The 22,843-nt window shown below is 64.3% G+C and carries 16 protein-coding genes; 6 read left to right on the top strand and 10 right to left on the bottom strand.

The window, feature by feature from the left end; all coding sequences use genetic code 11:
• Positions 1-28 precede the first annotated feature (28 nt).
• Both AU252_RS07270 and AU252_RS07265 read left to right on the top strand, forming a co-directional pair.
• A complete protein-coding gene (locus AU252_RS07270) occupies positions 29-1,111 on the top strand; it encodes a polyprenyl synthetase family protein (protein WP_240484341.1) in 1,083 nt (360 codons plus the stop codon).
• Between the two features lie 194 nt (positions 1,112-1,305).
• Entirely contained in the window at positions 1,306-2,478 is a 1,173-nt protein-coding gene (locus tag AU252_RS07265; RefSeq protein ID WP_157768952.1) for an ROK family protein, read from the top strand.
• A 124-nt stretch (positions 2,479-2,602) separates the two neighbouring features.
• Here AU252_RS07265 and AU252_RS07260 read toward each other — a convergent pair whose 3' ends face one another.
• The 7 genes from AU252_RS07260 to AU252_RS07230 all read right to left on the bottom strand — a co-directional run bounded on the left by AU252_RS07260 (position 2,603) and on the right by AU252_RS07230 (position 12,063).
• Positions 2,603-4,804: a PQQ-dependent sugar dehydrogenase gene (locus AU252_RS07260; protein ID WP_205630652.1), complete on the bottom strand. Its 2,202-nt coding sequence runs from the start codon at positions 4,802-4,804 to the stop codon at positions 2,603-2,605.
• Positions 4,805-5,008: 204 nt separating this feature from the next.
• Complete coding sequence (locus tag AU252_RS07255; protein WP_058930141.1) at positions 5,009-6,409, bottom strand: alkaline phosphatase family protein; 1,401 nt, start codon at positions 6,407-6,409, stop codon at positions 5,009-5,011.
• A gap of 47 nt (positions 6,410-6,456) precedes the next feature.
• Positions 6,457-7,581 (bottom strand): metabolite traffic protein EboE, encoded by a 1,125-nt coding sequence (gene eboE, locus AU252_RS07250; RefSeq protein ID WP_058930140.1) that lies wholly within the window; start codon positions 7,579-7,581, stop codon positions 6,457-6,459.
• On the bottom strand, positions 7,581-8,459 hold the full coding sequence (locus AU252_RS07245; protein ID WP_058930139.1) for a TatD family hydrolase: 879 nt from the start codon (positions 8,457-8,459) through the stop codon (positions 7,581-7,583). The genes eboE and AU252_RS07245 overlap by 1 nt, the downstream gene beginning before the upstream one ends.
• Positions 8,460-8,471: 12 nt before the next feature.
• Entirely contained in the window at positions 8,472-9,980 is a 1,509-nt protein-coding gene (locus AU252_RS07240) for an EboA domain-containing protein (protein WP_205630651.1), read from the bottom strand.
• Positions 9,977-10,858 (bottom strand): SCO3242 family prenyltransferase, encoded by an 882-nt coding sequence (locus tag AU252_RS07235; protein WP_058930138.1) that lies wholly within the window; start codon positions 10,856-10,858, stop codon positions 9,977-9,979. Before AU252_RS07235 ends, AU252_RS07240 begins: the two co-directional genes overlap by 4 nt.
• On the bottom strand, positions 10,855-12,063 hold the full coding sequence (locus AU252_RS07230; RefSeq protein WP_058930137.1) for an inositol-3-phosphate synthase: 1,209 nt from the start codon (positions 12,061-12,063) through the stop codon (positions 10,855-10,857). Before AU252_RS07230 ends, AU252_RS07235 begins: the two co-directional genes overlap by 4 nt.
• A gap of 620 nt (positions 12,064-12,683) precedes the next feature.
• Here AU252_RS07230 and AU252_RS07225 point away from each other — a divergent pair.
• Together AU252_RS07225 and AU252_RS07220 are read left to right on the top strand one after the other, a co-directional pair.
• Positions 12,684-13,892, top strand: a complete 1,209-nt coding sequence (locus tag AU252_RS07225) for an ROK family transcriptional regulator (protein WP_058930136.1) — start codon at positions 12,684-12,686, stop codon at positions 13,890-13,892.
• Between the two features lie 545 nt (positions 13,893-14,437).
• On the top strand, positions 14,438-15,289 hold the full coding sequence (locus AU252_RS07220) for a sugar phosphate isomerase/epimerase family protein (protein WP_205630650.1): 852 nt from the start codon (positions 14,438-14,440) through the stop codon (positions 15,287-15,289).
• Between the two features lie 133 nt (positions 15,290-15,422).
• Here the strand turns inward: AU252_RS07220 and AU252_RS07215 are convergent, their stop codons facing one another.
• Positions 15,423-16,385 carry a D-2-hydroxyacid dehydrogenase family protein gene (locus tag AU252_RS07215; RefSeq protein ID WP_058932805.1) on the bottom strand — a complete coding sequence of 321 codons (963 nt, stop codon included), beginning with the start codon at positions 16,383-16,385 and terminating at the stop codon, positions 15,423-15,425.
• 169 nt (positions 16,386-16,554) lie between these two features.
• On the opposite strand from AU252_RS07215, the gene AU252_RS07210 reads away from it, so the two are divergent.
• Entirely contained in the window at positions 16,555-17,751 is a 1,197-nt protein-coding gene (locus AU252_RS07210) for a CynX/NimT family MFS transporter (RefSeq protein WP_058930134.1), read from the top strand.
• A 276-nt stretch (positions 17,752-18,027) separates the two neighbouring features.
• On the opposite strand, the gene aceB is transcribed toward AU252_RS07210, so the two are convergent.
• Both aceB and aceA read right to left on the bottom strand, forming a co-directional pair.
• On the bottom strand, positions 18,028-19,680 hold the full coding sequence (aceB, locus tag AU252_RS07205) for a malate synthase A (protein WP_058930133.1): 1,653 nt from the start codon (positions 19,678-19,680) through the stop codon (positions 18,028-18,030).
• A gap of 147 nt (positions 19,681-19,827) precedes the next feature.
• On the bottom strand, positions 19,828-21,144 hold the full coding sequence (aceA, locus tag AU252_RS07200; protein ID WP_058930132.1) for an isocitrate lyase: 1,317 nt from the start codon (positions 21,142-21,144) through the stop codon (positions 19,828-19,830).
• 154 nt (positions 21,145-21,298) lie between these two features.
• On the opposite strand from aceA, the gene AU252_RS07195 reads away from it, so the two are divergent.
• The gene (locus AU252_RS07195) at positions 21,299-22,813 is read left to right on the top strand and encodes an XRE family transcriptional regulator (RefSeq protein WP_058930131.1); all 1,515 of its coding nucleotides are present in this window, start codon (positions 21,299-21,301) and stop codon (positions 22,811-22,813) included.
• The last annotated feature ends 30 nt before the right edge of the window (positions 22,814-22,843 follow it).

The following is a 22,843-nucleotide window of genomic DNA, read 5'->3' as shown; positions in this document are numbered from 1 at the left end:
CCAGGACGACGAAGCGAAGGGCGGCGCAGTGAAGTTCCTGAATGTGGATCGCCGGCTGAACGGCAACGCGGACCTCGAGTTGGTTGAAGATTCGCTCCAGCGATTCTTCGCTGACGCGAAGCTGCGCGCTGTCGCCGTGAACGCGACCTATCTTGGCCTCTGGGAAGCACTTGAAAGAGCAACCGCGGGCGGCAAACGCTCCCGCCCGCGGTTGGTCATGCTGGCCTACCGGCAGTTGGGCGGCACTGATTTCTCCAGCGCTGCGGAGCTTGCCGCCTCGTACGAACTGCTGCACAGCGCGCTCCTCATTCACGACGACGTCATTGACCGTGATTTTGTGCGTCGCGGCATCCCCAACGTCTCCGGTCATTACAGAAGCCGAGCCCTGCGTGCGGGGGAGCCCCCGGCGGCCGCGGACCATGCCGGGGTCTCGGCCGGGGTTCTCGCCGGGGATCTGGCCCTGTCCAGCGCCTACCGCCTGCTGAGGTCCATTGAAGCGCCGGCCTCCGTGCGCCAGCGGCTGAACGATATCCTCGATGACGCAATTTTTTCCTCCGTCGGCGGGGAGGTCCTTGACATCGAGTTCAGCCGGACACCGGACATGCCCTCACTCGAAGACATCACCAGGACGGCCCACCAGAAGACGTCTGTCTACTCGTTCGAGGCGCCGCTTCAGGCAGGTGCCATACTGGCCGCGGCGCCGGAACCGGTGGTGACCGCGCTGACTGCCTTTGGACGTTACGCCGGAATCGCATATCAGATCGCCGATGACGTGCTGGGCGTATTCGGGAATGAAAGCCGCACCGGGAAGACCAGCTGGGGGGACCTCAGGGAAGGCAAACGGACGGCTCTGCTCTCCTATGCAGCCACGCGGCCGGAATGGACCAGGATCGCTACACTCGTCGGGTCCCAGGACATGACTGCCGCGGACGCCGAGTACGTTCGATCCGTGCTGGTGTCCTGCGGCGCAAAGAACTACGCCATTACGCTGGCCACAGAGAATGCCCTCCTCGCAGTGATGCACCTGGAGTCAGACGGAGTGCCGGATGCCCTGCGCAGGACCCTTGAACGCATGCTGTTCTCTGTCATCTCCGACCTCAGCTCACGCTGACCGCACCTTGGCGATTCCCTGCTCGTAGATACTGCCCGTTCTGCCGCTATCATGAAAGAACAAATCCGGCACCGAGGCGATCTGCCAGGAAGGACCTGAAACCGCCGTTGCACGATGAACGCATTCGGCGCAGTGTCGCCGGTACGAACCTGGGAAACAACCGCGATTCCACCCGGCAGCATAATCTTTCGACCGTGCTGGGTTTGGTGCACTCCATGGACGGCGTCTCCCGCGCACAACTGACCCGGGCCACCGGACTTAACCGATCGACGATCGCCGCTCTCGTCGGTGAACTCGCCCAGCTGGGCCTTGTCCTGGAGAGCGACCTCGACCAGGCCCAACAGCATGGTCGCCCCAGCATCATGATTGAGCCGAGTCCGGGCGCGCTGGCACTGTCGGTTAACCCGGATATCGACGTCGTCAGCGTTGCGCTTGTGTCTCTGGGCGGTCACATCGTGAACCCCGTCCGCTTCCACACCGTCCGGCCGCCGTCGGTAGCGGAAGTCGTGAACATTGTGACAGCCATCTACACGGGCATGCGCACGTCGCTACCTGCCCGGCACCGGATTATGGGCGTGGGGCTCGCCGTACCAGGGCTGGTGGATCCCGTGGATGGCACCGTCATCGAAGCGCCCCATCTTGGCTGGCGTGACCAGCCGCTCGCAGCGCTCCTCAGCGACGCCCTGAAACTTCCGGTCATCGCCGCAAATGACGCCGTCGTGGGGGCGCGTGCACAGGCGACCTTCGGTGCGGGCCGCGACGTTTCGGACCTCGTTTACCTCTACGGAGGGGCGAGCGGCATCGGCGGAGGCGTCGTCAGCGGAGGCCGCCTCATTCGCGGTGCCACCGGTTTCGCCGGGCAGTTGGGGCACACACACGTGCGCTCGGGCGGCGCGCAATGCACGTGCGGGTCCACTGGCTGCCTCGAAGCCGAGGTCACTCGTGAAGAACTGATCGCGGCCATCGGACTCCCGGCCGGTGAAACGGAAAATCTCGAAGAGGCCGTCTTGGAGAAACTGCAGGACGAGTCAGCGTCCCAGGAGGTGGGCGCAATCATCGAACGGCAGATCCAGTTGCTGGCCATCGGGCTGAAAAGCATCGTCAATCTGCTGAATCCCTCCCTAATTGTGTTGGGCGGCTTCCTGCGCATCCTCGTTCGCGCCTCACCTGGCACCCTCAGCGAGGCGCTGCGCACCCCCGGAAGACGCGGTCCCTGGGAGAACGTGGCGATTGAACTGGCCCCCCTTGGTGAAGATCCCATTCTGGTTGGTGCAGCAGAGCTCGCATTCGAACCCCTGATCCGGGATCCCGCCGGTTTCCTGCGTCCCCAGGACGACGACGCCGGCGCGCCGAGTCAGCCAATGTAACTTCGTCTGCGGCTACTTCGGGACGAAAAGCGGACCCTGTTCCAGCCTTTGGCTGGAACAGGGTCCGCTTCGTTGTCAGGTCAGTGGCCCTTGCAGTGCAGTCACACTGTTACTCCGCGGAGCATCAGTTGGCTACCGCAAGTACCACCTCAGCGGTCCGGGTCAGCGGAGCTGACACGGCGTCACCGGCGTCGGTGTAACTCGCGCTGAAGACGGCTGAGAGGTCGTCTACGGCTGGGTCATGGCCCTCCGGGACGGTGGTGGTGATGGTGCCGGTGCAGCCCGAGGTGGTGGTCTGCGGGTGACCGTGCGTGTGGTGGCCGAGGATGTAGGTCACCTGAACCAGCGAGCAGTCAACAGGCTGGTCATCGGTGACCCGAACCTCATAGCTGACGGTGTCACCGAAGTGGAATTCCTGGCCTGCAACCGGGCTGATGAACTCAATGACCGGCGCCTGGTTGCCTACCTCGATTGCCACCTCGGCAGAGGAGTGGCGCCCACGGTGCTTGCCGCCCTGATCTGTGACCTTCAGGCTCGCGGTGTAGGTTCCGATTTCCTCATAGGTCCAGGTGGGGTTTGCTTCCCCGGAGTCAACGACGCCGTCGGAGTTGAAGTCCCACTCGTAGCGGATCTTGTCGCCGTCGGCGTCGGCTGTGCCTTCGCTCGAGAACTGCACGGTCAGCGGTGATGCTCCCGCAGTCGGAGTGCCGGAGGCTACAGCAACAGGGCTGTGGTTGCCGCCCGCGCCGATGAAGTCGATCCGGGAAAGCTGCGCGTCAGGGTTCTCGCCGAAGTAGCCGTCACCGTATTCAAGGACGTAGAGGGCACCATTGGGTCCGAATTCCATGTCGATGGGGTTATCGACCACGAGGGAGTCGACGACGTTCTCGATTGAGGCGAGTTCACCGTTCTCCACAGTCATGCCCTTGATGTAGTCGCGGGTCCATTCGTAGAAGAAGGACTTGCCGTCGAAGTAGGACGGCCAGGCAACCGGTGCATCGCCCTTGGTTGCCTTCTCGTTGAAGTCGTAGGCAGGGCCGGCCATGGGGCCGATTCCGCCGGTTTCCAGCTCGGGGAATTCGGGAGAGGCGCCGTAGGAGTACCAGACCTCGGGCTGGGCAACAGGGGGCAGCTCACGGAGGCCGGTATTGTTCGGCGAATCGTTCACGGGAGCTGCACAGTTGAATGTTTCACCGGAGGTGCCGGTAGCGAAGTCGTAGTCGACGTACGGCAGTTCAGCGGTGGCGCAGTAGGGCCAGCCGTAGTTGGAAGGCTCGGTGACGGTTGCCCACTTGCCCGTACCCGAGGGGCCGCGGAGAGGGTTGGCGGTACGGGCGTCGGGCGAGTAGTCGGCGATGAAGAGATCACCGGTGGTCCGGCTGAGTTCAATACGGAAGGGGTTCCGCAAGCCCATCACGTAGATCTCAGGCCGGGTCTGGGGAGTTCCAGGCTGGAACAGGTTGCCTGCCGGGATGGTGTAGCCGCCGCCCGCCTTGGGCGTGATGCGCAGGACCTTTCCGCGCAGGTCATTGGTGTTCGCAGAGGTCCGCTGCGCATCGAGCGCGGGGTTGCTGGTGGGGCGTTCGTCGATGGGGGTGAAGCCGCCTGACTGGAACGGGTTAGTGTCGTCACCGGTGGAGAGGTACAGGTTGCCCTCGGCATCGAAGACAATGTCGCCGCCGACGTGGCAGCAGATGCCGCGGTCAACGGGGACTTCGATGATCTCCTGCTCACTGGCGAGGTCGATGGAGGAACCGTTGAACTGGAAACGCGAAAGCTTAAGGGAGCCCTTGAACTTCTCGAAGTCCACCGCCGTGCCGCTGAAGGGCGCGTCCCCCTCGTTGACGCCGGTGGTAGCGGGATCATCCACAGGAGTGTTCTGCGGCGGTGAGTAGTACAGGTAAATCCAGTTGTTGCCCCCGGTCCCGAACTTGGGGTCAAGAGCGATGCTCTGCAGGCCCTCTTCGTCATGCTGGTAGACATCCAGTGTTGCGGCCAAGGTGTTGAGGCCGGTGTCTGCGTCATTGAGCCAGACTTCGCCGCCGCGTGTGGTGTGCAGGACGTCGTTGTTGGGCAGCACCGCGAGGTCCACGGGCTCGCCCGGGCCGTCGTTGAGCGTTACCTTCTGAAAGCTGGTGTCGGGCGGAGCTACCCCGGGACCGGTGCCGTCCTGCTGGGCCTGCGCCGGGCCGACGGCGAAGGAGGTAGCGATCAGCGCAGCCATAGCCAGGACCGCGCCCGCTCGAGCTGAGCGCTTCTTTGTAAAACCGGTGGCATCGATACGATGCCCGGGAGCTTCCGCTATCCCGTGTCGATTAACAGTCATCGTTCACTTTCTTCTCGTCATTGAGGACCCGGACCAGCCGGACTCAGGTCACTTAGAACGCTAGTTGAAGGGAACCCAAATACATAGTGGTTTCAGAAAACAAAATTGAGCAAATCTTGAGCTTTGCCTGTTCTGCGGGCAGAACAATGCGAGGCCATGCGGACAAATTGTCCGAACTGCCTTTGTTGTTTAAAACGCTAATATTTAGCTGTGGATGCCTTGGGTCTGAAGCACGAGCTCCTTAACCGCAGCGGCGGGGACCTGCCGGCCACTGTTCAGGAAGCCCTCCACCGAAGAGGGAATCCGGGCCTCCGAGCCAATAATCAGGGGCGTGCCGTCGGGAGAATCAGGAAGCCGTCCATGGGTGCCCCGCACATGCGTCGGATCAAGGGGCACGGTGCTCATGGCGTACCGCAGGCCCAGCTTCTTTTTGACCAGGTTGAGTCCTGCTTTGGCCTTCGCCAGCTTGTCCGCTGGGTTGAAGAAGAGTTCGGCGGGGTCGTAGCCAGGTTTCCGATGGATATCGACGCCGCGGGCGTACTCGGGTGCCCGCTCGTCGTCGAGCCAGAAATAGTAGGTGAACCAGGCACCCGGCTCCGCTATGACAACGAGCTCCCCGGACCTTTCGTGATCGAGGCCGTAGCGGCCCTGCGCTTCCCGGTCGAGGACCTCATCCACTCCGTCAGTCCCGCGAAGAAGTGCTGCCACCCGCTCAACGTCCGACGGGTTTGAGACGTACACATGTGCAACCTGGTGGTCAGCTACGGCAAACGCCCGGGAGGTCCATGGATCGAGCTGCTCGCTGCCGTCCTGCACGTAGACCTCGAGCAGGCCTTCCCGGCGCAGTACGCGGTTGATGTCGACAGGTGTGCGTGCTTCTTCGATCCCGTACTCGGCTACTGCAATTACGGCATAACCGCGTGCCTCGGCCTCATCCAGCAGCGGCGCAAGGGTACGGTCGAGCTCGGCAGCCGCGCGGGCAGCCTGCGGCGAGTCGGGTCCAAACCGCTGGAGGTCATAGTCCAGGTGCGGCAGATAGGCCATCAGCAGGTTCGGTGACTGGTTCCGCATGATGTGCCTGGTGGAATTGACGATCCACTCGCTCGATCGGATCGTTGCCGTCGGGCCCCAGTACTGGAAGAGCGGGAAGTCCCCGAAGTTGGAGACAAGTTCATCGTGCAGTTCCGCCGGTCGTACGTACGCATCGGGTGATTTGCGACCGTCTGCATGATAAACCGGCCGGGGTGTCACTGTGAGGTCCGTGGACATCCCCATGGCGTACCACCAGCAGACATTGCCTGCGCTGTACCCGGGATGCTGACGGCGGGCTGCCTCCCAGATATTCTCGCCGCTGACAAGCTTGTTGTGCTGGCGCCACAGGAAAACATCGCCGAGCTCCCGGAAGTACCAGCCATTCCCCACGATCCCGTGTTGTGCTGGCGCCAAGCCCGTCAGCATAGTGGACTGCACTGTGCACGTCACCGCGGGCAGCACTGTAGCCAGTTCCGAGGACCACCCCTGTGCCGCAAGCCGCGACAAGCGAGGCATCTGGCTCAGGGCCTTGGCGGTCAGACCAACGACGTTTAGCAGCAGTACGGGTTTCACGGATCTTCCTTGCTTCGGGTTGTGAGTGACGTGCGAAATACGCGTTCTCAGGGCGTGGGTGCGGCAGCGAACAGGTTCGACTGCGCCCACGCGATCTCTGCCGCAATCCCCTCGGTGATGCCCACCGACGCGCCAGGCAGCACGCTCCAGGTATAGGTCTCGATGTCAAGGTGGACCTCAGGCGCATAGGGCAACTGACCAACTTCGGCGACGGTCCGCCGCAGCACGTCCACGGTGGTCTCCAAAGGGGCTGAGGGCACATGATGAAGTGGGATGTGGAAGTGAACCCGCCACGCGCTTTCCCCCGGCAGCTCAGCGAGGGCTTCGGCGAGATCGTCGGCAGCAATAATCCCGCCCGGCTGCGCCTCCCTTACCTGGTGGAGATATCGCGGTTCAACGAACGCCGCCAGGGCCGCCCGGGCTGCCGGGTCGGTCGGATCCGTTACGTGCAGGGCTGCCGACGCCTGTACCTTTACTATCCGCAGGCCTGCTGCATCAATTTCGTTGACTGCGCCGGCCGGGTCCGCAAATGAAACGGCCAGGTGGCAGGTGTCCACGCACAGGCCGACGAATTCGGGATCGACGCCGCGTTCGATTCGTGTTCCCAGCCAGCCGACGACGTCGGTGACGGTATCGAGCACGCAGCCCGGCTCGGGTTCGACGGCCACGCGGACGGTCTTGCCCGTACGCTCCCGCAGGTCACTCAAGCGGGAGCTCAGTTCGGCGAACGCGGTAGTGGCGGCGTCGTCGTCGTTCTGTGTCCATGACTCGCGCCAGGCAAGGGGCAGGGTCGAAATTGAGCCGGCTGTGTCCTCGGGCAGAAGTGCTGCCAGCACCTCCGCACAGTTCAGCGTGTACTCCAGCCGCTCACGGTCGGCCCACGTCGGCTTGTAGACGTCGAGCTTAACGACTTCATTGTGGAAGCCGCCATAAGGGAAGGCATTGATGGTGTGCAGCTGCAGCCCTTCAGCGTCGAGGACGTCGCGGAGGGCGGCGCGGTCCTCCTCACTGTGAGCCAGTTGACGGGCCAGCCCGGCGGGCAGCCACAGTCCCACGCCGAGGATCGCCAGGCCCACGGTGCGGCGGATCGGACCGGCGTACTCGCGGAGCTGCCGGATCACGCCGTCGAGATCTTCAGCCGGGTGGACGTTGGTGCAGTATGAAAGGAGCATCAGACCCGGGCCCCCCGCAGGACTGAGTTACCTTCGAAACCCGCTGCTGCATCCGGCAGTTCAGCCGCGTCGAAGCCGGGGATCGGATCAAGAATCAGCTGGCCACTCTGGCCGTAGAACTCGACAGGATTGCGCCAGAGCACCTTGTCGACGTCGTCGGCCGTGAAGCCCGCCGCGAGCATTGCGTTGGCCGTGCTGACGGTTTTAAGTGGGTCCGACCGGCCCCAGTCAGCCGCGGAGTTGACCAGCACCCTTTCAGTTCCGTACCTGCCGAGGATCGCGACCATGCGCCGCTCATCCATTTTGGTGTCCGGGTAGATCGAGAACCCCATCCATGCTCCGGCGTCCTTCACCATCTCCACGTTTGTCTCATTAAGGTGATCAACAACCACCATGCCGGGTGTAACGCCTGACTCGCGGACGACGTCCAGCGTCCTCTGTGTGCCGGCAAGCTTCTCCCTGTGCGGGGTGTGCACCATCACCGGCAGTGAATACTCACGTGCGAGCTGCAACTGGCGGCTGAATGCCTCGTCCTCGGCGGGCGTCATCGAGTCGTAGCCGATCTCGCCGATGGCCACCACGCCCTCCTTCACCAGGTAGCGGGGGATCTCATCCAGGACGGGAACGCACCGGGGATCGTTCGCCTCCTTGGGGTTGAGGGCGATCGTGGCGTGATGCCGGATGCCGAATTGGGCGGCGCGGAACCGCTCCCAGCCCAGCAGGGAGTCGAAGTAGTCGATGAAGGAGCCGACGTTGGTGCGGGGCTGGCCCATCCAGAACGCGGGTTCCACGAGGGCGCGCACTCCGTTGGCGTAAAGGGCCTCGTAATCATTGGTGGTCCGGCTTGTCATGTGAATGTGCGGATCGAAAATGCGCATAGCTGGCTTTCCTTAAGAAGAGGTGGAAAAGCTGGATGAGGACTGCATGAGCAGATGGACGTCCTCCGGGATCGGACGCCCTGCGGCGGTGCGTTCCGCGGCGAAGTCGCGTGCCATCCGGGCGAGCTCGTCATCAGCCCGCTTCTGGAGATCAGTGACGGCGCTGAGGCTGATGCCCATGAACACCAGCTTCAGTACGGCATGACGCCAGCTGTGTTGGTCCAGGTAGGCTGCCGCGAACGGACCGGCAGCGGCCGCGACAATGCCGCTTTCGCTGGTCCGCAGGGCGTCCGCCGTCAGGCGCAGTCCCGCGGTGACGACGACGTCCGGCAGCTTGGGTAAGCCTGTGGCCAACGCTCCCAATCCCCTGAGCAAGCCCCGGCGTTCTGCCGAATCGCCGCCGTCGTAGAGAGCCAGCAAGGCTTCGGCCAGTTCATCGGGCGAAAGGAACTCCCCAAGCCGGCCCATCAGCTGGCCCCGCGCATGGTCGCTTGTGGTGCCGAACAGAACACCGGTGGGATCGGCGTCCGGATGAAGAGGGCTGCGGCCCAGGCGGCGACCGGCCCTGGCGAAGATGTTGTTAAGGGTGCCAGGGTTGGCGGCGATCGCCGTTGTGCTCTCCTGCAGCCAGCGTTCGGATTCCCTTATGGTTCCTGCTTCGTGCCAGCCGGCGCGGAGGGCATCCATGCTGCGCACCGCCAGTCCCGGAGCGTCATGGGAGTGTCGCGGCAGCTCGACGGCGGCAACACCGTGGTAGCCCAGTTCGGCCAGGGTCGCGAGTGCGAGCGGGAGATCGACGGTGCCTTCGCCAAACGGCAGGTGCTCGTGGGCATGCGGGCGCATGTCGTCCAGTTGGACGTTGGCCAGCAGCGGACCGGCTTCCAGGAGGGCCCCCCGCACACCGGCCGGCTCGACCACTACACAGTGGCCGATATCCACGGTCACCCGCAGATTGTCCGGATCGCCCAGTTCTGCCCGAAGGCGCAGCACGTCGGAAACCGTCTCGACCAGCATTCCCGGTTCAGGTTCGACGGCGAGAAGCACGCCCTTGCCGCGAGCATACTCAACGATGTCGGCGACCCGGGCGATGAGCCGCTGCCATCCCGTTTCCGGGGTGGTGTCTTCTGGAAGTACGCCCGAGAAGAAGGAGACGCATTCTGCCTCCAAAGCCGCGGCGATGTCGACAGCCCGGCGCAGGAAGGCGAGCCGGACTGCGGCATCTTCATCCACCAGGGCGGGCCGGTGCTTGCGTCGCGGGTCCAGCAGGAAGCGGGTGCCAGTTTCAATGACTACGCGGAGCCCCAGCTCGTCGAGCCGGCTTCGCAGTGACTGCAGTTGCGCGTCCAGGTCATCAGCAAACGGGTCCAGGTGCGGGTGGCCCAACGTCAGTGCTACAGCGTCGTAGCCCTGCTCAGCGAGGAGTTCGAGCGCTATGGGAAGGGGGTGGTCGGCGAAACCGTTGGTCCCGTATCCCAGGCTGAAGGGCATCGTGGATTCTGATGCGAATGTGGTTCCTGTCATGACTCGCTGATCCTCGAACTCCGGGGACGGGAACGCAGGATCATGCCTAGCAGATCCACCGACGCAAGCACTCCGGCGGCGGCCAGGTTTCCGTGGCGAAGCGTGAGTGCTGCCTGCAGGGGGATCATCGCCCGGATGCCTGCCTTGGTGGCTTCAAGTGCGCTTTTCGCCACCGGGTTGCGGGCAGCCCGCACCTGGGCCGGAGCGCATCGGGCAGCATACGCAGCACTGGCGGCAAACACAGCAAGGACCTGGTTGCGGGGCCCGGCAGAGCCGGCTACCACGGCAGCGGCAAGCAGGCCGGTGCCGGCGGCGACTCCCGAAGCGGTCGCCGTCGTCGTTCCCTCCACTTCACCGCGCGATAGGAGGGTGACAGCCACCGTGTGTCCGCCCATGATGCCCGCAGCGGGAAGCGCGGCCCGAAGGTGCCCGGAGCCGGCGCCCATGAGAACGTCGAGGGCGCGGCAGGAACCCATGGCGAGGGCACCTGATACCGCGTGGTTCTTGGCCAGCAGGTCGTAGGTCCAGATTGCGGTGGCGAGCGGAAGTCCAACTGCGAACGCCCGCCTGCCACCACCTGCGGCGCTGAGGCCTAGCCCCGCCAGCGTGAGGACCGTTGCGGCAGTGAGGGCGTTGCGGGCACTGATTCTCCCGGAGGGAATGGGCCGTTCCGGCCGTTCGCGTGCATCGGTCCCGCGGTCGGCGTAGTCATTCAGTGCCATGCCGCCTGCGTAGAGGCAGGCGCTGGCGAGGGGGAGAACGATCCGGCGGCCGCTGAGTGCGTGCCCTGCGGCGGACCCACCTGCGAGCGTATCGCCGAGGACGGTAAGGACGGCCGGCGCACGGACCAATTCGAGGTAGTCGTTAACGCGGTTCACTGCTGATCGAGGCTCCCGGTGCCGGTACCCAGCGTAGCGCTCGCGTTCTTGGCCCACTCCAGGAGGTTGTGTGTCTGGTTGGCGAACGAGTGCTCATCGCTGCCCCACGGATCCTTGAAGAAGAATCCAAGTGCTCCGACGTGGCCTTCTTCGCCGGCAGCGTGGGCCAGAGCCATCAGGCGCGAGAGGTCAAGCACCATGGGTGCAGCCAGCATGGAGTCGTAAGCGCTCCAAGTGGTCTGCAGCGTCAGCCGGGAACCGAGGAAACCTTCAACGTTGACGTGGTCCCAGGCGACCTTCGTCTCGCCGAGATCCTGAACGTTGTCAATGTGAAGCGGCGTAACAGCACCTCCGGTCAGTTCCTGAAGCCCGCGATTCTTGGACTGCAGTTTCCCCGAAACGGCCTGCGGGTCAGCGAGCGTCGCGCCGTCACCCCCGCCGAGCAGGTTGGTTCCGGCCCATGACAGGACACGCAGCCCGCGGGCGGCAAATGCCGGTGCCAGCACGGACCGGAGCCAGGTTTGGCCCGTCTTACCGTCCTGGCCAGCCGTTGGAACGTGGTGCCGGGCAGCCAGTTCACGCAGCGCGGGCACGTTGAAGGCGGTGGAGGGGGTGAAGCATACGTACGGGGAACCAGCCAGGGCGGCGGCGTAGGCGCTGACGGAACTGGGCGGCAGCACTGACCGTGCGGGGTCCTCCAGCGCAGTCAGCAGCAGGTGCGCGTCAGTGAATTCAGCGATCGGTTGAACTGGGGCTTCGGTCGAGGCGACGTCAAGAACAATGACGCGTTCCAGGCGGTTGGAGTCCTTGAAATCCAAGATGTCCTTCGCAAGCCTGCGCGCCACCTCGGCCTGTGACTCTGATTTCTGCGCAGGATTGTAGCCGGGCCGTACACGCTGGTCGGCTTCCACGAGTTGGGGTCGGACGGATTCGACCAGGTGAAGCGGCAGCATCCCCGATTCAACGAGTGCCTCGGCACGCTTGGCCATGCAAACGTCGCTGATGTCATGGCCGCCCACCACAAAGTCTGCGAAGTTGGGAAGCGCGACCCCGCCGAAGTGTTCCTGCTCTGTGACGCACCCGGTGGCCTCGGCAAGGCCGGCGGAGATGGCGGCCAGGCCCACCGTGGCTGTGGTTGCCACTGACCCTCGCGCGCCGATGAGCCAGATGCCCGTCTTGCCATAGGCATGTGGGCTCGTGGTCACGCCCGGAGTCCCTTCAGCTGATGTACCCAATGTGATGTCCTTTCAGAGTGCGGTGGTGCAAGCCCTCAACGGGCGTAGCCCGTCGGCGAGCTCAGCGTCAGTAGGAGTAGCAGGTGAGGATGGTGAAGCTGTGCGCAAGCTGCGGAGTTGGCGTTAGTGGAGGCAGTGGCCGCGGCAGCCGGGCTGGTCAGTGCTGCGGTTGCTGCAATGGCCAGCTAGGTAGCTGCTGCCATCTTGCGCAGCGCCCGCCGCTGTGTGCGCGGACCACTGCGAGGGATGTCCCCCATCAAAGCTTCCTCCTTGAAGTGATGCTGCATCTGGCCGAGCCGGTCGTTCACGTACCGTCACGTGTAGGTGAGCTGGAGACGTCGATCACAAAGAACGTAACACGACTAATGGCGACAAACAACGAATGTCCAGTGTGGGTCGATATATTCACGCTCCTAACATTCGTATTTAGATCGAATATGAGCGTAGTTACGCGTATTACGTGCCCTCCCCGCCCCCTCATAGCTCCTCCCTGTCGGTAGTCCGATTCCCCAGGATTAGAGTCCGCCCTTAAAGCAGAGAGGTTCAATTTCAGCCATTTGTTTTGTCGAAAGGTGTGCTGTAATTAGTCGATGAGTGACATAAGTAGCTTTAATGGCCTAGGTACGTCCGGTGCGAGCGAGCTGTTCCAGATCCTGCGGGACGGACGACCGCGTACCCGCACTGAGCTGGCGGAGCAGATGGGGCTGGCGCGTTCCACCATCACGCTGCGTATCGAGGCGCTCATGGAACTTGGGCTGGTCGGCTTCGTGGACGATGCCGTCTCGACCGGGGGCCGCCCCTCCTCGCGCATCGCGTTGAAGGCCGGTAGTAAAGTTGTCCTTGGTGTGGACATCGGAGCATCCCACCTGCGTGTGGCCGTAACGGATCTCACCGGTCACCGCTTGCGCGAGACTGCACGCACCATCGAAGTATCCCAGGGTCCTGACGTGGTTCTCGAGGCCGTCGTTGAACTGGGCAGCGAACTGCTCCACGACTCCGGACGGGCGATCAGGGACCTCCTGGCCATCGGCATTGGCCTGCCCGGTCCTGTGGAGCACAGGACGGGCAGGCCCATCAATCCTCCGATCATGCCTGGCTGGAATGGCTTCGACGTTCCGGGCCACTTGCAGGCCCACTTCCACGTACCGGTCCTCGTCGACAACGATGTGAATATCATGGCGCTGGGGGAACGCAATGTTGCATGGCCGAACGTAGACAATCTCATCTTCGTCAAAGTGGCCACCGGTATTGGCGCCGGCATTGTCTCCAGCGGCATGCTGCAGCGGGGTGCGGACGGGGTCGCCGGGGATATTGGGCATATCAGGGTGCACGACGGCACGGGTGTTCCCTGCCACTGCGGGAATAAGGATTGCCTCGAAGCTGTCGCATCGGGGCCAGCCGTCGCGTCGAAGTTGCGTGCGCTCGGCATGGAGGCCAGCACCAGTGAAGACGTCGTGCGGCTGGTCGGCGCTGGCAGTACGGAAGCCGTGCATGCGGTGCGTCAGGCGGGCAGGGACGTAGGCGAGGTTCTCTCGGCCTGTGTCAGTCTGATCAACCCGTCGGTCATCATTATTGGCGGATCCATGGCCCTGACGGGTGAGCATTTCATTGCGGGCATCCGCGAGGTGGTCTACTCACGCACAATTCCCTTGGCGACCCAACACCTGCAGATCGTCCAGTCCAGTTCGGGGCTCGACGCGGGTGTGCTGGGCGCCAGCATGCTGGCCATTCACCATGCCATGTCACCTCAGCGAATCGATGCCATGGTTTTGGGCTTGTCCGGAGCCGCGGCCGGGTAGGTCGACGAAGTTATCCCAAGATCCGACGACTTTTGCTTGACAGACAACAAAACCCCGGATTAGTGTCAATGCCAAAGCCCGGTCGCGGCGACTCTACTTCGAGTTCGAGGCGCCGATGACCGGCCAGACTGAAAGCCAACAACACTTTCTGGCTGGGTTTCAGGCGTGACTAAAAGCGCGTGAAATCAGGGAACTCACCTCGGCGACAGCGGTCATCACATCTCTAGCTATGAGTTCCTGTCCCCATCGCGTCTGATCCTTACGACGGCAACGGTGGAGCGCGAAGCGTACGGCGAGGACGCTGTGGGTGAAGCAACCAACCGTGGGCGGCGCTGCCGCTTGGCCGTGGTCAGTCCCTGCCGCGAGCCCCGTAATCAACCTGCTGCGTTGCAGCTTCGCATGCTTCCCCTCACCAAGGCCGGTGAAGGAACGCATTCACTGCCAGGAAAGGCAAACATATGTGCTTCGGATTTAATGCCCCAGGCGCCCTTCGTCGTTCATTGGAAGAGAAGGGCGTCGATCGGCGCGGCTTCCTGAGGGGAGCAGTGGCAGCAGGCGTGGGTGTGGGCCTCGCCGGTATGGGCGGGGCCGCTGCAGTGGCCGCTCCGGCCACCCAGGCGGGCCGGCCGGTTCCCCCCGGACTCATCAGCATCCAGCTGTACACGCTCCGTTCGATCATGCGGGGCGACGGTGTGGACGCCACGCTTGCGAGCCTCGCCAACTACGGCTTCACCAAGGTTGAGCTCGCCGGTCTTTACGGCCGCACCGCCGAGGCGATGCGCTCCACCCTTGATTCACTGGGCATCAAACCCTCTTCGAGCCATGACGGAATCAGCGCCACTCCGGCCGCGCTGGAGACCAAGATCGCCAACGCGGTGACTCTCGGCCAGACCCACATCAATGTTCCTTACCTGGTTTCGAGCTCCAAAAGTGACTGGGAGCGCTGGGCTGACCAGATGAACGCAGAGGCATCAGTTGCCCGCGAGTCCGGCCTGAAGTACGGCTACCACAACCACGCGCACGAGTTCACCACCGACCTCGGCGGCGGCCTGACACCCTGGGAAATCTTCACCAGCCGCCTCGATCCGAAACTGGTCCACCTCGAGGTAGACCTCTACTGGGCGGTGGCCGGAGGCATTGGCGTGGGTGCGGCGGATCCCGTCGGGTTCGCTATCGACACCATCCTCCAGGCTCCGCAGAAGGTTCTGCAGTACCACGTGAAGGACCGGGCCGTGGCGGGGGATTTTGCTGACCTCGGAACCGGAACAATCAACTTCGCACGCATCTTCCGGGCACACACCCCGAAGGAATACATCGTCGAGAACGACCAGCCGGACGTCACGCCGCTGCAGACGGCCGAGGTGGGCTACAACTACCTGCGGACGCTCCGCTTCTAGCAGGCCCCGCTCATATTCGAAGCGAAAGCCGGGCCTGCCAGCAATCGGGGAGGCCCGGCTTTCACCATCCACGCGTGTTGTCGTGCGGCAATCGAGTCCACCATCCAGCGGCCGGCTAGCTGCCAGGCCGCGATCACTCTGCCGTGATCACGCGGACCGGCGTTCCCTCCAGCCAGGCCTTGACGTCCTCGAACGCGCCACCGTAGAACTGCCGGTAGCTCTCGGCCGTCACGTAGCCGAGGTGCGGGGACAGCACAGTGTTGGGGGCGCTGAGCAGCGGGTGGCCCGCGGGAAGTGGTTCCTGGTCAAAAACGTCCAGGGCCGCGCCCCGGATCCAGCCCTCGTTCAAGGCCCGCACCAGGGCATCCTGGTTCACCAGCGGACCCCGCGAGGTGTTCACCAGGATGCCTTCCGGCCCCAGGAGCCGCAGTTCCTGCTCACCCACGATGTCCTCGGAACGGGGAGACAGCCGCAGGTGGAGGGACACGACGTCGGAATTCTCGAAAAGGTCCTCCTTGCTGACCTTCTGAACGCCTGCCTCGGCGGCGGCCTCATCGGTGAGATTCTGGCTCCAGGCGAGCACTTCCATGCCGAAAGCCTGCCCGTACGCCGCGATCCGCCGCCCGATCTTGCCCAGGCCCACGACGCCCAGGGTCTTGCCGGAAAGCTCCATCCCCACTGAGGTCTGCCACGTGCCGGCACGCAGCGAGTTCTCCTCGGACGGAAGGTTGCGGGCGATCGCGAGCAGCAACGCCCAGGTCAGCTCGGGCGCGGCCGTGGGGGACCCGGGCGTGCCGCACACGGTGATGCCGAGTTCCGTTGCCGCGGCCACATCGATGGCGGCGTTGGCCATGCCGGTGGTCACCAGCAGCTTCAGCCCAGGGAGACGTTCCAGCACGGTGCGGGGGAACGGGGTCCGCTCACGCATCGCTATGACGATCTGGTAGTTGGCGAGGGCTGCTGCCAGGGCGTCCTCGGACTGGAAGGGCTCGCGGAAGACGGACGCTGTAACGCCGGCCTGTTCCAGGGCGGCCCAGTCGGCGAAACCGTGCGCCACGTCCTGGTAGTCGTCGAGGATGGCAAGCCGTTGTTGCATGTCTGTTCCTTCGTCCGAGGTGAGCGGCTTTTGTACCCGCACGTTGGGGCCCGCCGGTGTGAGCTTCATCGTATGCCAGGGCGCCATGACGTTGCCTGTGGCGTCCGGGGCAATACGCCGTGATAGCAATGGAAGTGATGAAATCCTATTTAGTCACCGCCGAATCCTCATGAGCGGACAGTTCCTGGCCAAAGTTCCCAAGGGCTGGATCCTCCTGGCCTGTATCGGACTGCTGGCGCTGAACCTGCGTGGGCCCTTCGTTGCCGTTGCCCCGGTGGTTGACCTGATGCAGGCCGACCTCGGATTTACCCCCGTGCTGTTGGGCCTGCTGACGAGCATCCCGGTGCTGTGCTTCGCGCTCGCCGCGGCCCTGGCGTCACTGACCACGAGGAAACTCGGCGCGGAGTTCGCTGTTTCCCTCACCATCCTTGGCGTCCTGGCAGGCGTGATTGTGCGCTCGGCCGGCGGCCCGGGACCGGTGGTGGTGGGCACGGTGATGATCGGCCTGGCCATCACGGTGGGCAATATCGCAGTGCCGTTGATTATCCGCCGCGACTTCTCCCCAATGCGCCAAGGGACCGCCATGGGTGTGTACACGGCGGCTCTGAACATCGGATCATTCCTGACATCGATGGTCACGGCGCCGCTGGCCGAGCTGGCCGGTTGGCGGGTGGCCCTGGCCGCCGTGGGCATTCTGGCTGTGATTGCCATCGTTTTCTGGACCCTCGCCGTGGGCGCCCGCACCGCGTTTGTGCCCTCCCGCACCGTGGTGGCCGGCGGGCAGGGACATCCGGCCGTCAAGGGTTCCGGCTGGATTACCGCCGGGCTCACCGCAGGCTTCGCCGGGCAGGCGTTTTCCTACTACGCGGTGACGGCGTGGCTGCCGAGCTACCTCAACGACGAACTTGGCATGTCCGCCTCGGCAGCCGGGGCAGGCTCATCGCTGTTCCAGATCTTCGCCATCGTTGGCGGCTTGGGAGTGCCGTTCGCGGCCAAATATTTCAGTACGACGACGACGGCAGTCACCGTGGGGTTGTTGTGGACGGCCGTCCCGGGCGGGCTGCTGCTGGCGCCGGAACTGTGGTGGCTGTGGTCCACGTTCGGCGGCATCGCGCAGGGCGGCGGGATCACGCTGATCTTCATCGCCATCATCAAGCTGGCCCGGGACCAGGTGTCCGCGGGCCGGATGTCCGCCACGGTCCAGGGGCTCGGTTACTGCTTCGGGGCGGTGGCACCGCCGCTGGTGGGCTTCGTGCACGACGCCTCGGGTTCGTGGACCCCGGCGCTGCTGGTGATCCTGGGCTCGGTGCTGATGTTCTTCGTCTGCACAACCCTGGCCGTGCGGCTGGTGCCGAAAGGACGCTGACGCGTCCCGCCGTCGTACGTTCTCTTCCGTCCTTCGCGCCCGCGCGCCAGGCACCTACCCCACTCCCAATAGCAGCGCGAACGGACACTTACGCCTCCACGACCGCGCGAACGGACACTTGAGGCCCAAATCCGAAGATTCCAGGGCCTCAAGTGTCCGTTCGCGCTGTGTGAAGGTGTTCCGTCGCCGGGCCGGCGCCCCGGATCTCGGGGGTGCCTGTTGCGAAGGGCGTGCCTGCCCGGCGGACGGAAATCTATTCAGTGAGCCTGCTGCAGCCTAGGCCGCGGCGAGCTCCTCTTTGGTTGCCTTTTCGCGGGCCTCGGTGAGGTAGCGGGCGTAGGCGGGGAGGGTCAGGAAGGACGGGAAGTCCTGGCTGAGCGTGACTTCCTCGAAGATGTCGCGGGAGTCTTCGAAGCGGTCGCCGTCGAAGCGTTCCAGGCGCGCGAACTCTTCGTCGAGCAGTTCCTCGATCCACTGGTGGGTGATGATTTCGCCGCGGTCGGTGATGGCGGACGCGAACATCCACTGCCAAATCTGGGAGCGGGAGATTTCCGCGGTGGCGGCGTCTTCCATGAGGTTGTGGATGGCGACGGCGCCGTTCCCGCGGAGCCAGGACTCGATGTAGCGGATGCCTACCTCGATGTTGTTCCGGATGCCCTGCTCGGTGATGGTGCCTGCCGTGGCGGCCACGTTGATGAGGGCGCGGTCATCGGGGATGACGTCCTCACGGGTGCGGTCCAGCTGGTTGGGACGCTCGCCGAGGGTGGCGTCGAACACTTCGCGGCAGACCGGAACCAGGTCCGGGTGGGCCACCCAGGAGCCATCGAAGCCGTCGCTGGCCTCGCGGGTCTTGTCGGCACGGACCTTCTCGAACGCGTTGGTGTTGGCAGCCTCGTCCTTGCGGTTGGGGACGGCGGCGGCCATACCGCCGATGGCCATGGCGCCGCGCTTGTGGCAGGCACGGACCAGCTGTTCGGTGTAGGCGCGCATGAACGGCTGGGTCATGGTCACCTGGGCGCGGTCCGGCAGGACGAACCGGGGGCCGCGGGTGCGGAAGTTCTTGATCAGGGAGAAGATATAGTCCCAGCGGCCGGCGTTCAGGCCTGAGGCGTGATCACGCAGTTCGTAGAGGATCTCCTCCATTTCGAACGCCGCGGTGATGGTCTCGATCAGCACGGTGGCGCGGATGGTGCCCTGCGGGATGCCCAGCAGGTCCTGGGCGAGGATGAAGATGTCATTCCACAGGCGTGCCTCGAGGTGGTTCTCGATCTTGGGCAGGTAGAAGTACGGTCCCTTGCCCTGGGCCAGGAGGCGCCGGGCGTTGTGGAAGAAGAACAGGCCGAAGTCCACGATGCCGCCGGCCACGGGAGCGCCGTCGATGATCATGTGCTTCTCGGGCAGGTGCCAGCCGCGGGGGCGGACCACGATGGTGGGCAGCTCGCCGGCCGGGCGGAGCTTGTATTCCTTGCCCTCGGGGGAGGTGAAGTCGATCCGGCGTTCCAGCGCGTCGGTGAGGTTCAGCTGGCCCTTGATGACGTTCCGCCACGTGGGGGTGGAGGAGTCCTCCATGTCAGCCAGCCACACCTTCGCGCCGGAGTTCAGCGCGTTGATGGTCATTTTCTTGTCCACCGGTCCGGTGATCTCCACCCGGCGGTCCTCCAGGCCCGGAGCCGGGGGAGCGACGCGCCACGACGGGTCGTTGCGGATGTCCTCTGTTTCGCGGAGGAACCTGGGGTCCTGGCCGCCGGCGATGTCCGCCCGGCGGGTCCGGCGTGCCTGCAGCAGTTCCTGCCGGCGCTCGGCCGTGGCCCGGTGCAGCTTGGCGACAAACTCCAGTGCATCCGGAGTGAGAACCTCGTTCTGCCGGCAGATGGGCTGCGCGGTCAAAGTGATCCCGTTGATGGTGAAGCTGTCAGTGAAGGTGTTCATTTCGGTCTCCTGGTGCTGTGCCCAAACTGGGTAGCAGTAAGTGTCGTTTTGAGCCTCCAAAACGACACTTACTGCTACTTACTTGGGGAGGGGGCCACGGCCGCCGGGTTCCCTCGCGAGCTTGCGAGTGGAGGGGGCGGCTGGGGATTAGTGGAACTGGCCTTCTTCGGTGGATCCCACCAGTGCCAGGGTTGATGCGTTCGGGTTGAGCGCAGTTGCAATGTCGTCGAAGTAGCCGGTGCCGACTTCGCGCTGGTGCTTGGTCGCGGTGTAGCCGCGGGACTCGGAGGCGAATTCCTTTTCCTGCAGCTCGACGTAGGCGCTCATGCCTTCACGGGCGTAACCGTGGGCGAGATCGAACATCGAGTAGTTCAGGGCGTGGAAGCCGGCCAGGGTGATGAACTGGAACGTGAAGCCCATGGCGCCGAGTTCACGCTGGAACTTCGCAATGGTGGCGTCGTCCAGGTGCTTGCGCCAGTTGAACGACGGCGAGCAGTTGTAGGAGAGCATCTGGTCCGGGAAGTCGGCCTTGACGGCCTCGGCGAACTTGCGGGCCAGCTCCAGGTCCGGGGTGCCCGTCTCCATCCAGATGAGGTCAGAGTACGGGGCGTAGGCCTTGGCGCGGGCGATGCAGGGTTCGATGCCGTTGCGGACCTTGTAGAAGCCTTCCGGGGTGCGTTCGCCGGTGACGAATTCCTGGTCGCGGGGATCGACGTCGGAGGTGATCAGGGTGGCTGCCTCGGCGTCGGTGCGGGCGATGACCACAGAGGGGGTGCCGGCGACGTCGGCGGCCAGGCGTGCGGCGTTCAGCGTGCGGACGTGCTGCTGGGTGGGGATGAGCACCTTGCCGCCGAGGTGGCCGCACTTCTTTTCCGAGGCGAGCTGGTCTTCCCAGTGCACGCCTGACGCGCCGGCCTGGATCATGGATTTCATGAGCTCGTAGGCGTTCAGCGGGCCACCGAAGCCGGCCTCGGCGTCGGCAACGATCGGGACCATCCAGTCCTCAACTGTCTGGATGCCTTCGGAGAATTCGATCTGGTCTGCGCGGAGGAGGGCGTTGTTGATGCGGCGGACAACCGTCGGAACCGAGTTGGCGGGGTACAGGGACTGGTCCGGGTAGGTGTGGCCGGAGTTGTTGGCGTCCGCGGCAACCTGCCAGCCCGAGAGGTAGATGGCACGGAGGCCGGCCTTGACCTGCTGCACGGCCTGGTTGCCGGTCAGGGCGCCCAGGGCATTGGTGTACCCGCCGGTCTTGTGCTCTTCGGTGAGCTGCTTCCAGAGCTTCTCGGATCCGCGGCGGGCCAGCGTGTGCTCTTCGGAGACACGGCCGCGGAGCTTGACGACGTCCGAGGCCTTGTAGTCACGGGTCACACCTTCCCAGCGGGGATTGGCGGCCCACTCAAGCTCCAGGGCGGCGGCCTGCTCTTCGGGCGTCTGCTGGGTGGGCTCAAATGCTGCAGTCATCGTTGTCTCCTTGATTGAGCTCCGGGTGCTTAATCCGCCGGCCGGAGCTGCTTCCTTGCAACTCCGGCCGGCTACCCCGGTGCGGTGTTTCTTTCCGTGATTACTACTTTTCAGCACTTCACAACACTTCTCTAGGGGAAAACTGTGGAAAGAAATGCACTTCTTCGCGTATCCTCAAGAAATGACGCCTGGAAGCTGGAACCGCGAAGTCGCCCTACCGCCGTCGTCCGCCGCCTCCGCGGAACTGGACGTCATCAGCCTGGGCCGCCGCGTGCGGCATCTGCGCAAGCAGGCCGGGTACACACTCGATGACCTGGGCGCCGCCGTCGGGACCGCCCCCAGCCAGTTGAGCCTGATCGAAAACGGCAAGCGGGAGCCCAAGCTTTCCCTGCTGCAGGGGCTGGCCGCGGCCCTGAACGTGAGCATCGACCAGTTGCTTGGCTCCGAGCCGCCGAGCCGCCGTGCGGCCCTGGAAATTGAGCTGGAACGCTACCAGCGCGGGCCCCTGTACGAGTCCCTTAATCTGCCCAAAATCCGCATCAGCTCGCGGCTTCCGGTCGATGTGCTGGAGGCGCAGGTGGGGCTGCTGCACGAGCTCGAACGCAAGCTTAACGAGCAGGTGGCGACTCCGGAGGAAGCCCGCCGCGCGAACGGTGAGCTGCGTGCCATGATGCGTGAGCGCGGCAACTACTTCCCGGAGTATGAGGCCGAGGCCCAGAAGGTCCTGGGACTGGTGGGTTACACGGCCGGGCCGCTGAGCCAGCACGTCATCGCCGACATCGCCGAGAAGCTCGGATTCACCCTCCATCACGTGAGCGACCTGCCGCATTCCACCCGTTCAGTGACGGATTTGAAGAATCACAGAATTTACCTGACGCAGAGCCAGCGGCAGGACCACGATCCCCGCTCGGTGCTGTTGCAGGCGCTGGGGCACTATGTCCTGGGGCACGAGACGCCGAAAAACTACGGCGACTTCCTCGGCCAGCGGGTGGCCACCAACTACTTCGCGGCCGCGCTCCTGCTGCCCGAGCAGGCCACCGTGGATTTCCTGCAGAAGGCCAAGGCTGCCAAGGAAATCGCGGTTGAGGACATCCGTGACGCCTTTGCCGTCTCCTACGAGACCGCCGCGCACCGCTTCACCAACCTGGCCACGAAGCACCTGGGCATCACCACCCACTTCCAGAAGACCCACAAGAGCGGCATCATCTACAAGGCCTACGAGAACGACGGCGTGACCTTCCCGATGGACCACACCGGCGCCATTGAGGGCCAGCCGTCGTGCAAGGCCTGGACCTCGCGGGCGGTGTTTGATGTGCCGGACAAGTTCAGCGCGTACAGCCAGTACACGGATACTCCGTCCGGCACGTATTGGTGCACGGCCCGGACGGAGCGATCGGCCAGCGGCGAGTTCTCCCTGAGCATCGGGGTGCCGTACCAGCACGTGAAATGGTTCCGCGGCCGGGAAACCACGGCGCGCGAAAAGTCCACGTGTCCCGACCCGAACTGCTGCAAGCGGCCCCCGGCAGCACTGGCCTCCGAGTGGGCCGGAAACGCCTGGCCGGCGGCTCGCGCCAACACGCACCTGCTGGCCGCGATGCCGCCCGGCGCGTTCCCCGGCGTGGACGAGACCGAGGTCTACTCGTTCCTGGCGGCGCACTCGGGGAGCTGACCCCAGGACGCTCTCTCACTAGTCCGAAAA

It is taken from the genome of Pseudarthrobacter sulfonivorans, from assembly GCF_001484605.1.
GTDB classification, from domain to species: Bacteria; Actinomycetota; Actinomycetes; order Actinomycetales; family Micrococcaceae; genus Arthrobacter; species Arthrobacter sulfonivorans_A.
Note: the sequence above shows the minus strand (reverse complement) of the source record. Positions and strands in the feature narration are given on the sequence as shown.

What these genes read in the sequence shown, in the direction of transcription:
- AU252_RS07260 (WP_205630652.1), bottom strand. Translation starts at nt 4,804, where the DNA reads ATGACTGTTAATCGACACGGGATAGCGGAAGCTCCCGGGCATCGTATC.
- eboE (WP_058930140.1), bottom strand. Translation starts at nt 7,581, where the DNA reads ATGCTCCTTTCATACTGCACCAACGTCCACCCGGCTGAAGATCTCGAC.
- AU252_RS07245 (WP_058930139.1), bottom strand. Translation starts at nt 8,459, where the DNA reads ATGCGCATTTTCGATCCGCACATTCACATGACAAGCCGGACCACCAAT.
- AU252_RS07240 (WP_205630651.1), bottom strand. Translation starts at nt 9,980, where the DNA reads ATGACAGGAACCACATTCGCATCAGAATCCACGATGCCCTTCAGCCTG.
- AU252_RS07225 (WP_058930136.1), top strand. Translation starts at nt 12,684, where the DNA reads ATGAGTGACATAAGTAGCTTTAATGGCCTAGGTACGTCCGGTGCGAGC.
- AU252_RS07215 (WP_058932805.1), bottom strand. Translation starts at nt 16,385, where the DNA reads ATGCAACAACGGCTTGCCATCCTCGACGACTACCAGGACGTGGCGCAC.
- AU252_RS07210 (WP_058930134.1), top strand. Translation starts at nt 16,555, where the DNA reads ATGAGCGGACAGTTCCTGGCCAAAGTTCCCAAGGGCTGGATCCTCCTG.
- aceB (WP_058930133.1), bottom strand. Translation starts at nt 19,680, where the DNA reads ATGAACACCTTCACTGACAGCTTCACCATCAACGGGATCACTTTGACC.
- aceA (WP_058930132.1), bottom strand. Translation starts at nt 21,144, where the DNA reads ATGACTGCAGCATTTGAGCCCACCCAGCAGACGCCCGAAGAGCAGGCC.
- AU252_RS07195 (WP_058930131.1), top strand. Translation starts at nt 21,299, where the DNA reads ATGCACTTCTTCGCGTATCCTCAAGAAATGACGCCTGGAAGCTGGAAC.